The 12427-nt window shown below is 38.3% G+C and carries 10 protein-coding genes and 1 pseudogene; 7 read left to right on the forward strand and 4 right to left on the reverse strand.

From position 1 onward, the window contains the following. Positions 1 to 2810, forward strand: a 2810-nt coding sequence (locus CALSC_RS27685) for a pentapeptide repeat-containing protein (RefSeq protein ID WP_235006921.1), incomplete at its 5' end; no start/stop codon positions are given. An 89-nt stretch (positions 2811 to 2899) separates the two neighbouring features. On the opposite strand, the gene CALSC_RS23950 is transcribed toward CALSC_RS27685, so the two are convergent. Both CALSC_RS23950 and miaE read right to left on the reverse strand, forming a co-directional pair. Next, complete coding sequence (locus CALSC_RS23950; protein WP_088243738.1) at positions 2900 to 3433, reverse strand: GNAT family N-acetyltransferase; 534 nt, start codon at positions 3431 to 3433, stop codon at positions 2900 to 2902. A 3-nt stretch (positions 3434 to 3436) separates the two neighbouring features. Continuing rightward, positions 3437 to 4039: a tRNA-(ms[2]io[6]A)-hydroxylase gene (miaE, locus tag CALSC_RS23955; protein WP_088243739.1), complete on the reverse strand. Its 603-nt coding sequence runs from the start codon at positions 4037 to 4039 to the stop codon at positions 3437 to 3439. A 263-nt stretch (positions 4040 to 4302) separates the two neighbouring features. Here miaE and CALSC_RS27145 point away from each other — a divergent pair, with 263 nt between their 5' ends. From CALSC_RS27145 to CALSC_RS27690, 5 genes and pseudogenes are all read left to right on the forward strand, one after another. Then, the gene (locus tag CALSC_RS27145) at positions 4303 to 4440 is read left to right on the forward strand and encodes a hypothetical protein (protein ID WP_200817735.1); all 138 of its coding nucleotides are present in this window, start codon (positions 4303 to 4305) and stop codon (positions 4438 to 4440) included. Positions 4441 to 4476: 36 nt separating this feature from the next. Continuing rightward, positions 4477 to 4926 carry a type II 3-dehydroquinate dehydratase gene (gene aroQ, locus CALSC_RS23960; protein ID WP_235006922.1) on the forward strand — a complete coding sequence of 150 codons (450 nt, stop codon included), beginning with the start codon at positions 4477 to 4479 and terminating at the stop codon, positions 4924 to 4926. Between the two features lie 45 nt (positions 4927 to 4971). After that, the gene (locus tag CALSC_RS23965; RefSeq protein ID WP_088243741.1) at positions 4972 to 5871 is read left to right on the forward strand and encodes a hypothetical protein; all 900 of its coding nucleotides are present in this window, start codon (positions 4972 to 4974) and stop codon (positions 5869 to 5871) included. A gap of 462 nt (positions 5872 to 6333) precedes the next feature. Next, complete coding sequence (locus CALSC_RS23970) at positions 6334 to 8718, forward strand: HD family phosphohydrolase (protein ID WP_200817736.1); 2385 nt, start codon at positions 6334 to 6336, stop codon at positions 8716 to 8718. Between the two features lie 33 nt (positions 8719 to 8751). After that, positions 8752 to 8997: pseudogene (locus CALSC_RS27690) on the forward strand (zinc ribbon domain-containing protein); the annotation flags it as partial. A gap of 310 nt (positions 8998 to 9307) precedes the next feature. Here the strand turns inward: CALSC_RS27690 and CALSC_RS23980 are convergent. Continuing rightward, positions 9308 to 9886, reverse strand: coding sequence for a response regulator (locus tag CALSC_RS23980; protein ID WP_088243742.1), 579 nt, complete (start codon positions 9884 to 9886; stop codon positions 9308 to 9310). Positions 9887 to 10157: 271 nt separating this feature from the next. On the opposite strand from CALSC_RS23980, the gene lipA reads away from it, so the two are divergent. Next, positions 10158 to 11063 (forward strand): lipoyl synthase, encoded by a 906-nt coding sequence (gene lipA, locus CALSC_RS23985; protein WP_088243743.1) that lies wholly within the window; start codon positions 10158 to 10160, stop codon positions 11061 to 11063. 188 nt (positions 11064 to 11251) lie between these two features. On the opposite strand, the gene CALSC_RS23990 is transcribed toward lipA, so the two are convergent. After that, entirely contained in the window at positions 11252 to 12118 is an 867-nt protein-coding gene (locus CALSC_RS23990; protein WP_088243744.1) for a branched-chain amino acid ABC transporter permease, read from the reverse strand. Positions 12119 to 12427 lie beyond the last annotated feature (309 nt).

Below are 12427 nucleotides of genomic sequence, written 5' to 3' on the forward strand. Positions count from 1 at the left end.
GTGCCGACTTACTTATACGAATTTTTTATAGTTATCAAAAAAAATATGTTGCACGGGTAATTCCATTGGTTAAATTAGGTGTATTGATCATAGTTTTATTGCAACGCTTAAAAACTGGATTATGTGGTATTCAGATGATACAGAATGGACAAAGTATTAACTTCAATTGGGCAAAATTTGAACATATTTGTATACTGGATTTTATTTGTATCCTAGGAATAGGAATTGGGACTTACTTCGGTTATAAAATTGGTAAACGCGCTTTAGCTAATAAGGATGCGAGATATGTACCCTTCCTGAAAATTGGTGTGGCTTTATCAGTACTCATGAAGTCTACTAAATTTAGAGGTGCAGATTTAACAGGTGTTAATTTTACTGGAGCAGATTTAAAAAATACAGATTTTAGAAATTATAAAACTTCTAAAAAGATACAAAAAAATAGATATTTGATGAATGTTGATATTACTGGTGTGACTAAAATGATTGGTACTCACTGGGATGGTGTCAAAAATCTACATTATGCTCGCTTACAAGGAACTTATTTACAATATCCACAGGTACGAGACTTATTTAATCAGAAAGACATCGAAGAAGATAAGAAAGACAATGAAGAATATCAGATAACAGATGAATTTAAAAATTTTGACAATTTGGATCTTCAAGGAATTAATTTAAGTGGAATAGAGTTACAAGGTGCTAGCTTTATTGATACTAACCTCCAGGATGCTCTCCTCCAAAAAACAGATTTATCTAAAGCAAAACTTGTGCGAACCCTCTTGGACAAGGCTGATTTGAGTGAAGCTATACTGACTGATGCGATTATTGAAGACTGGGGAATCACATCGGATACTACATTTAAATTTGCTGATATAAAAGAAGGGAATTTAGAAAAAGACAATTCAGTCTACATATATCTGTATCTAGCCAAGAAAAAACAATTACAAGAAAAACAACTAAGAGAAAAAATTCAAAATCAGGAAGATGTAAAAAAACTAATTGATAAAGCTGAACAAAGATGGAGGGAAATACATGGCTATTTTGATGAGTTAAGTGATCTTAAAAATACAGTTCTGCGCGAACATTGGGAAAATGAGTTTATCAAAGCAGCTAAACAATGTAAAATTCCACTACCCATATATCGTCAACTATTTGAAGACTACTGCAATCGAGAGTTATTAGCCCAATCTCATAAAGACTCATGGAATGTAAATTTGCAAAGAGCGGAAATTAGAGTGGAATGGCTGAATCGGTTACTCACTCAAATGGATCTTTTTCCCATTCTGGATCATCTAGGTCGCTTATCTATTTTGGTAGCTGTGATTTTCTTTATTCTGGATATACCTGAAAGAACAGAGATTTCAGAACGGGAAAAGGCTGAAGCACACTACCAAGCTTGGGAAGCAATTCGAGATAGTAAAGATGATCGAGCTAGTAGTGGTAGAAGGATTGCTCTCGAAAGGTTAAATAAGGATGGTCAACCATTAGCAGGACTTGAAGCTCCTAAAGCTATTTTATCTGGCATTAATTTAAACGATGCAGATCTAACTGATGCAAATTTTCAAGAAGCTAATTTAAGTAATGCTAAATTGAATAGCGCTGACTTGAGTAAGGCTGACTTTAGTGGAGCAAATTTACTTGGAGCTGATTTAAGAAATGCCAAAACAGTAGAAACAGCAAAATTCACTAAAGCTATATACGATCCAAAAAAGGTGCATTTACTTTTTGAGGTTAACCTTAAGGTTAAGGATAACGGGAAATATAAGCAGACTAATCAGAAAAAGGATAAAGAGTGTGGTGACACTAATCCCGATATTCATCAGGAATATAAAGCTATAGGTATGATCCCAATTGGTCATTGTGCTGATTTACGCCAAGCAAATCTTAAAGGATGGGATCTCCGAGAGCAGGATCTCACAGCAGCTAAATTTCAAGGAGCTGATTTAAGAGGTACAAACTTACAAAACACAAAATTAAATCAGGCGGAGTTTGAAAGAACTCTGTATAATGAGAAAACTCAGTTTCCCAATAAAGCTGAGTATTTTAACAAAAAGATACTAGAATCGAACAAATTATACAAAATTGCTCCTGGTGCTGACCTAAAAGATGCTAATTTAACAGGTGTTAATTTAACGAATGAGGATCTCAATGGTGCTGATCTTAGAGATGCTGATCTTAGAGATGCTAATTTAGAAGAAGCTAAGTTAAAAAGTGCTGATCTTAGAAATGCGAAGTTAACTGGAGCAAACTTGAAAGGAGCTAATTTAAAAGGTGCTCTATATAATGATGCAACTAAGTTCCCTAAAGATGATGAAATCGAAGGTAAAGGTGCATATCGAATTGGTCCTGGCGCTGATCTTAGAAATGCAATTTTAACTGGAGCGAACTTGGAAGGAGCTAATTTAAAAGATGCTCTATATAATGATGGAACTAAGTTCCCCGAAAAGTATGAAATCAAAGGTAAAGGTGCATATCGAATTGAACCTGGTGAGGATAATGACCTAACAGAAGCTAACTTAAAGAATCAAGATTTGAGTGGTGTTAACTTGAGTAAGGCTGATTTGAGTAAGGCTGATTTGAGTGGTGCTGATTTGAGTGGTGCTGATTTGAGTGGGGCTATTTTGAGTCGTGCTGATTTGATTGGTGCTGATTTGAGTGAAACTAATTTGAGTGGAGCTAATTTGATTCGTGCTGACTTGAGTCAAGCTAAGAACCTAACAGTAGAGCAAATACAAAAAGCCACAAATTGGAAAGCGGCGATATACGACGACTCTTTCCGTAAAAAACTAGGCTTGTCCCCGAAGAAGGAATAGATATACTATTGCCAAGTGTGGTGAAATTTAATGTTTAGCCATGAAAAACACAGTATTTAAATTTCTTTACGAAAGATAACAGATTAAAATCATAACTGTTTAATATAAATAAGATCGCAACGAGTTGTTTCCACCCCTGTTGCTGGTTGATAACCATTGCTTTCATACAACTTGACTGCTTCGGCTAAAACAGAAGCAGTTTCAATCCAGATTTGCTCAAAACCACGAGCCGCGATCGCAATTTCTAATTGTTGTAATAAATATTTCCCTAAACCCTTACCCCTAACTTGGGGTATCAAATACATTTTCCTAATTTCTACAGCCTTATGACCCCTTTTAACGGGATAATATGCCCCAGTACCCACCAACTTACCCTGGTGTTCAATTACCCAAAATTCACCTCCCACATTTAAATAACACTCTTCCACCTGTAAAACATCCCTATCAGCCCCCTCTGGTTCCCAACCCAAACCATATTCAGCCAAAACAGAACGAATAACCTCAGCCGCATAAATGCGATCACCGTTAGGTGGTTCCTTGGGAACATCGCCGTCAGGCGGTTCCTTGTGAACATCGCTGGCTTGCCAATTGCGAATAAGAAAATCTTGGTAATATTTTTTCATACTCTAACTGTGAATTCTCGGTTCTGGATGTAAATTTGCCAGTAATTCGCTTTCTACCATAGCTAGTTCTTGCAAACGCTCCATAAAAACTTCACGGTCAAAATAAGTATCAGCCAATACCCAGTAAGTTCCGTAGTGCCGAGCTTCCGAAGCCATTAAACTACCATAAAATGCTGCTAATTCTGGATCTGGACAATATATAGATAACAAACCCAAACGTTCATGGCTACGAGCTTCAATTAATCCAGTTACCAGTAAAGAATCTAACAAACGTTGTGGTTCCTGACGACGAACCTGTGCTTTTAAAGCCGCACCATAGGGAGGTGCATTCAAAGGGCCCATAGGTATATTTCGCCGCTCCAACCATTCATTTACCTGCTCAAAATGTTCCAGCTCTTCCTTGGCAATTTTAGTTAACTCCTTAATCATTTTCACATTAGAAGGGTAGCGAAACATGAAATTTAGAGCCACCCCAGCGGCTTTGCGCTCGCAGTGAGCATGATCGAGAAGAATAGTATCTAAGTTAGAAATTGCTTGCTCCACCCAAGCATTTGTTGTAGGTTGCTGAAGAGCATTTATAGTTGGTAGTTGATAAGAAGGGAACATTGGTAATTATTTTCCTTAGTTATAATTACTGATATTACGATTATTGATAATACATTTTGTTACTGAGAATATCTAAGAGTGTCTTATATTTTGCGAATGTGATATTCTAGAAAGTGAAGGAGGAAACAACACAAAAATTAATATGCAGCTCATTCCTTATGAGTGTAACAATACCTAAGCTCAACTTATAATACAGGAATCTGCAAGCAAGCTACTTTCTCCAAATCAGAAATTGAATTACTCTCTCAGGAGCGGTCGGTTTAATGGACTACATTGAAAAGGTACTAGAAAAGCTGAAAGAATTGGCAGGCAGGCTAATTGAGTCCCTTTTAGGACCAGAAACTGAGCCAGAGCCAGAATTGATCCCCATTCCCGTAGATAATAGATCTCGCCGACGTTGATGAAGAATTGAGGTGGAGAATTCACAGCCGAGTGTTTTGAGCATTCTAGTACTACATGGGCCAAATTTAAATTTATTGGGTCAACGAGAACCAGGAATTTATGGTTCCCTTACCTTGGATGCTATTAATAACTTATTAGCAGCGACAGCCGAAACGCTCAAGGTAAAAATTATCCCCTTACAATCAAACCATGAAGGGGTTTTAGTTGATGCGATTCACCAGGCTTTGGGAGAGCATCATGGTATTTTAATTAATGCCGGAGCATACACTCATACTAGTGTAGCCATCAGAGATGCGATCGCAGCAGTGAATTTACCCACTGTCGAGGTGCATTTAAGTAACATTTATCGTCGGGAAGAGTTTCGCCATCATTCATACCTGGCACCAATTGTGGTGGGGCAGATTAGTGGTTTTGGAGCCCAAAGTTATCTATTGGGCTTACAGGCATTGGTAAATCACTTGCAAGTAACAAGTAGTCAGAAATGAACTACTGCAAAATACTTGTCCCAGACTAGAATGAATTATTAATCTATGCGCTATTCTCTAGGCAGTCATTTCAGAGGTACTTTTGTTGGTATATGTCTGGGAGATACTATTCCTTTCGACAGGGAAAATAAACAAACCAAGGAACTTTCACATTGCCAATTAACGACCTTAGGGGCGATGAGTTTAATAGAGGAAGGTCGATTAGATTTAAATCATTGGCAAAGCCTACCATACAAGAATTTTACTAATTCATATAGATTACTTTTAGTTACCTTGCCAGTAGCTTTATTTTTTCATGATAATTGTCTAAAACTACGGCAAAACTTACTAAAGTTACTACAAGTATGGCAAGTAGAAGCAATTTGGCAAGATATAACCTTAGCATTTGCTTATGCGATCGCCCAATCGATTACAGAAAAGCTGCATCCAAGTACCCTCAACTTGCAAATCATCTCGTTTATCGGTGAGACTTCTACTATACTCCCTCAAAAATTATTAAAACTTAATTCTTTGTTAGAACAGAGGGCTGGATTAGCAAGGGTAAAAACCGAATTAGGGGAAGTAGAGGCAGCCAGTAGTATGATAGCAACGACATTTTACTGCTGTTTAAGTACCTTAGAAGACTTTACCTTAGCAATTCGACGTTCTCGTCAAACAAGTAGTTTATCTGCTATTCCTACCCTTGTTGCCGCCCTTTCAGCAGCTTATAACAGTACATTGGGTATACCAGTGAGTTGGCAAGGACAGTTATCATCACCACAACTACCACAATGGCAACTGAATGAATTTGGGCAAATGTTAAAATTAGCAGATGTATTGTTAGCTCACTGGTCAGGATTGTATGAGTTACATTCAGATCTAACTAATGTTGCCCAAGGAGGATTAGCTATAGATAAAAATTTAATCAACTTACAAGCGATCGCAGCTCCTGATATTATCCGCTAATATAATCTCCTAATTTTTCCCTAAACACATCTGTTATTTGCCTCTCAACTGATCAAATAATTTGCTCCCCTGATTCAGTTAGAAATTGTGGATGTTATGAAAATACTTGCCCTATGGCCACTCAAAACAATTAAATTATTATTTAGCAATCAACCTATCAATTAGACTTTGTAGGAAAGTATAGGGGAAATAGCCTACCCATTGCCATAGCTTAGCAGTAGCAACGAAATTATAAAATAATCCCTCATTTTAGTGATCAGTGAAAAGTTGCGTTAAAGTGGCTTGAGTAGGGAAAAATATAGTGAGTTTACTTCCGATCTTGGATTACAGCCAGAGCGAAAAGTGGCAAACCCTGAGAGTTTTTTCCCACTTAGTTTGATACTGACAGATTTATGGAGGAATATTAGCAATGATCGAGCCGGACACCTACACAAAACAGTATCTGGTTGAAAAATAAAGTCAGTGAAAACCAAGAGTCCTATTAATTTGAGTTTAGGCTCAATCAAAATACATTACCCTGTTGTATTTACACTATCTGTAGTATCTCTTACAGGGGTAATGGGTCATAAACTATACAATCAGCCCAAACTAAAACCACAAACTATTGCGCCACAAACAATTATTGCCCCCAAAAATGGTCTAATTGAAGACCTGGAACAAACTAAAAACAAAAGACAAGCGGCTAGTCAAAGTTCCTTACCAGTACTAATGGTCGATACCTCTGTGAACAAACAAATCGACCAAAAATTACAACAACTGTTGAGTCAGATTAATAGGCTTCGTACTACTGCGGGTTCATTACCGTTTGTTAATCCTTCTATTTTATCTCTTGCTTCCCAAGTTTACTTGCGCTCTTCTAATGATAGAGAGTGGGAAAAATTGCAAGCCGCCGTAGAATATTACAGCAAGGAAAAATCGAAGGGGTTGACTGGAAAATCCTCACGAATTAATCAACTACAAACAAAACCGCAAAATAAATATATTTCCAATGGTTCCAGTGAATTTGACCAAATAGTAGCAGAAATAGCCGCCTATCGTCTTAAGACTTCTGCTCAAAATTTATCTGGGTTATTTTCAGAAATATCTACAGCTCGTCAAGGCTATATTCAAGCTCGTACACAGCTTTCACAAATAGTTGATACTCAAAAACAATCAATATTTAAACAAAGCAATATTTTGGATATATCTGATGACGATTGGCAAAAAACACAGATGGGAATTGAGGACATAACAGAGCGAATCCTGGCTCAAGGTATTTCACCAGGATTACCCGAAAATGTACTACCGGATGTGGTGAGACTAAATGTCCAGGCTTCTGTACCAAAAAACGGTCAAAATATCGCAACTATTATTTTATTAAAAATAATTCAGCCCAACCTCCTCAAAGATGAAGTTAAAACTAAATTGCGAGCTCAACAAGCTGCTGCTGACATTCAGCCGATACTGGTAAATGTGAAGAAAGGAGATGTAATTGTTCATAAAGGAACAACCATTACCCCATGGCAATTTACAGTCCTAGAATACTATCGCCTCAGTCGCAGGGAAATTAATTGGTTGGGATTAACATTCTTGACAGGTGCAGTTATTGGAGGTATTGGTGTTTTTATACTAGTACAACGACGAATCAAGCGCCGATTAAGACAAAGAGATTGCTTGTTATTTTTGTTGTTAACCTTAAGTGTGCCTTTAGTTTTGAGATTTGGGATTCCTTATGCTACCTGGAGTGGTATTGGTTTATTACTTGGTAGTTTTTATGGTTCAACTTTAGGGGTAACGGTGATTGGATTACTATTATTAATAGTACCCATTGGCTTAGAAGTTAGTAAAACCGCCTTAATAGCCGGTGCAGCTGGGGGAATATTAGGTAGTTGTGTCGCCCAAAGGTTACATTCACGGGAAGAATTGGCATTATTAGGAATTGCAATCGCCCTGACACAAGCTGGAGTTTATTTAGTGATTCAGCTTTTATTGGGAGGTGTACCCTTTAGTGCAGCTTCCTATTTAATACTTCAAAAAGCCGTATTATTCGGTTTATCTGGTTTAATTTGGAGTATTGTCGCTTTGGGTTTAAGTCCTTACCTAGAAAAAATCTTTGATTTAATCACCCCAATTCGCTTAGCAGAACTAGCAAATCCCAACCGCTCATTGTTACAGCAACTAGCGACAAAAACTCCAGGAACATTTCAACACACCCTATTTGTGTCTACCTTAGCTGAGGCTGCTGCCAAAAAATTAGGATGTAATGTGGAGTTGGTTAGGGCAGGTACTTTGTATCATGATATTGGTAAGATGCATGACCCCCAAGCTTTTATTGAAAATCAAATGGGGGGACCCAATAAACATGATACAGAAATTAAAGATCCTTGGAAAAGTGCAGAAATTATTAAAAAGCATGTTTCCCAAGGGTTAGTCATGGCACGTAAACATAGCTTACCAATGGCAATCCAGGCTTTTATCCCTGAGCATCAGGGGACTATGCAAATTGCTTATTTCTATCATCAAGCTGAACAAATTGCCAAGGAAGATCCAAATTTTATAGTAGAGGAAAGTTCCTTTCGTTACCAGGGACCAATTCCTCAATCTCGGGAAACAGGTATTGTCATGTTAGCAGACTCCTGTGAAGCAGCATTGCGATCGCTAAAAGATGCAACTCCAGAAAAAGCTTTGACAATGGTAAATAATATTCTCCGCGCTCGATGGCAAGATAATCAATTGGTAGACTCTGGGCTTAAACGGGAGGAAATTACAGAAATTGCCCATATTTTTGTGCAAGTATGGCAGCAATTTCATCACAAACGAATTGCTTATCCCAAATTAAAAGCCACTGTTCATAAAGGGAAGGAGTGAATTTCATAGGAAATGAGGAATAGGGAATAGGGAATGGGAAAAGTGTCACCCCTATTGTTGTCATTTTTTTCGACTCCAAAAAATTGTCAATATAAAATTTTTAAACCTCAAACCTATATAAATGGAGCAAAGGGAGGTAAATTCATTCAAGTTGACAGATTCTTTCCCAGTACAAAGCTTTGTTCATGCTGCGGATATAAGAATGATTTCCTAAATCTAAGTATCCGTGAGTGGATTTGTCCAAGTTGCCAAACAACCCATGACAGAGATGAAAACGCATCACGGAACTTGAGGACTGAAGGGATAAGAATACTGTCAACAAATACTGTGGGACACACAGAAATTCAAGCTTGTGGAGAAGCAGTAAGACTTGTTGGTATTTGTGCCAAAAAGCGTGTTTCTGAGAAACAAGAATCTCCTGTTACACTGCGAAGCAGTTAACGGTGAGAGTGTCAATTCTTTACACTTTATTCGCTTAAAAGAGCCTAAAACTGTTGATAAATCAATGTTTTCATATTTATTCCGCAGACCCTGTTTAATTATTTCACGAGCAAAAATTAAAATTTAAAATTTAAAATCTAAAATGTTACTACTTGACTTTCTGTTTAATGAAACTCACAACTTGAGTTAACTGCTTCTTCAGACCATTAATTTCTGCTTGCATTTTAGTAATTTTTGCATTTAGAGCTTCAATTTCCCCAGAGGAATTTACTGCTGCGGTAGCAGCAGGATTTATTTGTGTTGATGGTTCGTTGTTAGAACTGGCACTAGTACCATCATCTTCACGTGGTAGTTTTGCCTTCGCCATTGCCGCCTTAATGGCAAGAATCAACTGTTTTTGGTCGAAAGGCTTACCGAGAAATTCAAAATACTGGAAGGGCTCTGGCAGTTTTTCAACCACCTCTTCCTTTCGACCAGACATAATTACCAAAGGAATTTTTCTTAATTCCGGTTGTGCCTGAATCTCTTGGTAAACGTCCCAGCCATTCATTTTTGGTAATAGAAAGTCTAACATAATTAGACCCAGCTTTTCTTTACGGATTAAATTTAATCCTTCGATCCCATCTTTAGCTTCTAATACCTGAAAGTTACCCGGAGGTAACATTTCCCTGACTTTAATCCGGACGACTGTAGTGTCATCAATAACTAGGATTTTGTTACTTGCCACGACTACTTACTCTAACAGAAACTTTAGTTTTCCAAGGCGTTTCCGCCAATGTAATTTAAGAATGCTCCCACTATATCCAAAATTTTCCGGAATTGGGGGATAGTATATTCTGGGATATATTGATGAGAAATCATATATTTTATACAACTTTTCCTGAGAAAAATACTGGTACATAAAATAATGAAGTCAAAATAGAAGAAGTAGTAATGTAGAAAATTTACCCATTAATTGCGTAAGCTACTAGGAAACAACTTCTGTCTTTACAATCTTTATGACTTCGAGTAAACAAACCCAATTGAGGGCGGAAATTGCTGCTATGCCTTCATGGTTACGTCGTCCCATTGGTAAAGCTAGCGAACTTTCCACCGTACAACGCATTATTAAACAACGCCAAATTCACACAATTTGTGAAGAAGGACGGTGTCCCAATCGAGGAGAGTGTTACTCCCAAAAAATAGCTACTTTTCTATTAATGGGACCTATTTGTACTCGTTCTTGTGCCTTTTGTCAGGTAGATAAAGGTCATGCTCCCATGCCTATTGACTTAGAGGAACCCCAAAAAGTGGCAGAAGCGGTAAAAATTTTGGGATTACGTTATGTAGTTCTCACTTCTGTTTCTCGGGATGATTTACCAGATCAGGGTGCAGGTCATTTTGTCAAGACGATGGAGACAATTCGTCAACTAAACCCCCTAACTCAAATTGAGGTATTGACACCAGATTTTTGGGGTGGTGCTGGTGTCGGAGAGCAAGGACAACAACAACGTATTCAGACAATTGTGTCAGCCAAGCCCGCTTGTTACAATCATAATATTGAAACTGTGCGCCGCTTAACTGCACCAGTACGTCGGGGAGCAAAGTACGATCGCTCTTTATGGGTTTTGCAAGTAGTTAAAGAGATTGACCCATCTATCCCTACTAAATCTGGTTTGATGTTGGGACATGGTGAAACTGTGGAGGAAGTCATGGAGGCTATGACTGACTTGAGAAACGTAAAATGCGATCGCCTCACCATTGGTCAGTATATGCGTCCTTCTTTAGAACATTTACCAGTACAAAAGTATTGGACTCCAGAAGAATTTGAGCAACTAGGTGCGATCGCTAGAGAAATGGGATTTTCCCATGTTCGTTCTGGCCCCTTAGTTCGTAGCTCTTACCATGCGGGAGAGGAAGAATGAGGGAGTGAGGAAGAGTGTGGGAAGTGTGGGAAGTGTGGGAAGTGTGGGAAGTGTGAAGAGTGAGAGAGTGAGAGAGTGAGAGAGTGAGAGAGTGAGAAACAATATTATTTCTTTCCCTCCTTCCCTCCTTCCCTCCATCACTCCTTCTCTCATCTCCTCTGCTCCCTGCTCCTCTGCCTCATCTGTATCTAAATCGTACCTTTAAATAAACCTTTGGGACGAATCAGCAATACGGCAATCATAATTATCAGAGCCACGGCTTGTTTATATTGAGAGCCGAGCCAGGGAGTACTAACTTCCTGGACAATACCAATAATAAAAGCACCAGCGATCGCACCGTAGGGATTACCAATTCCGCCTAAAATAACTGAAGCGAATAAAGGTAAAATTAAGAACCAACCCATATTTGGCCTGACAGCAGTAATTAGACCATACATGCTGCCACTTAAGGATGTAATACTACCAGCAATTACCCATGTCCAAATTATAACTTGGTCAACATTAATACCTGAAACCCTAGCTAAATCCAGATCATCAGCAACTGCACGCATTGCTTTACCAATTTTGGTATTTTGCAGTAGATAATGCAATGTTAAAATTGCGACTACAGCCAAGGCTAAGACTATTAACTGATTTTGTGGCACATTCAAACCGAATATTTTTAAAGCCGGAGTAATGGGCAAATCATAGTTTTTGTTACTACCACCCCAAATAAAAATGATGCCATTTCGCAGAAACAAAGCTAGCCCAATGGAAATGATAATAAAAGTAGTGGAAGTAGCGCGGATCGAGCGCATCCTAGACCAGAGTAATTTTTCTGATAAAAGCATTGCAGCCACTGTTCCAACTGCGGCTATTACCATTGACAGCCAAATATTTATTTGTAGGGAATTAACTAAAAAAGTGAGATATGCGCCCAAAGTGAGAAAATCACCGTGGGCAAAGTTAGATAACCGTAAAATGCCATAAGTGAGGGTGAGTCCAACTGCTGCTAGAGCAATAATGCTTCCCACTGCTATACCATTGACTATTAATTGAGCAAATTGTGCATCCATATTTTGAATATATTTACATAAAATTCTTAAATTCCCATACTCCCGAAGAGATTGGCTATTCCCAAAACCCCATACTCTTGAAAATTATTTTCCTTGTTTGCTGATGACGAATGTAGGTTACAACAACCTTGGAAACAGTACAAGGGGACAAAAAGATAAATTTCACCCCATCTTCCCACACCTCCCACACTCTTACTTTTCACGGGAAGTCTTAAAACACCTGTAAAGGCAGGGGGTAGGGGATAGGGTGTAGGGTATAGGGAAAAGAAGAAAGTCTTGCTACACCCTACAGCCCAGACCCCACACCCT

This window comes from Calothrix rhizosoleniae SC01 (genome assembly GCF_900185595.1).
Lineage (GTDB): Bacteria > Cyanobacteriota > Cyanobacteriia > Cyanobacteriales > Nostocaceae > Calothrix_A > Calothrix_A rhizosoleniae.

Coding starts and splice junctions, on each gene's coding strand:
- miaE (WP_088243739.1), bottom strand. CDS start 4,039: ATGTTCCCTTCTTATCAACTACCAACTATAAATGCTCTTCAGCAACCT.
- CALSC_RS23965 (WP_088243741.1), top strand. CDS start 4,972: ATGCGCTATTCTCTAGGCAGTCATTTCAGAGGTACTTTTGTTGGTATA.
- CALSC_RS23990 (WP_088243744.1), bottom strand. CDS start 12,118: ATGGATGCACAATTTGCTCAATTAATAGTCAATGGTATAGCAGTGGGA.
- CALSC_RS27145 (WP_200817735.1), top strand. CDS start 4,303: ATGGACTACATTGAAAAGGTACTAGAAAAGCTGAAAGAATTGGCAGGC.
- CALSC_RS23950 (WP_088243738.1), bottom strand. CDS start 3,433: ATGAAAAAATATTACCAAGATTTTCTTATTCGCAATTGGCAAGCCAGC.
- lipA (WP_088243743.1), top strand. CDS start 10,158: ATGACTTCGAGTAAACAAACCCAATTGAGGGCGGAAATTGCTGCTATG.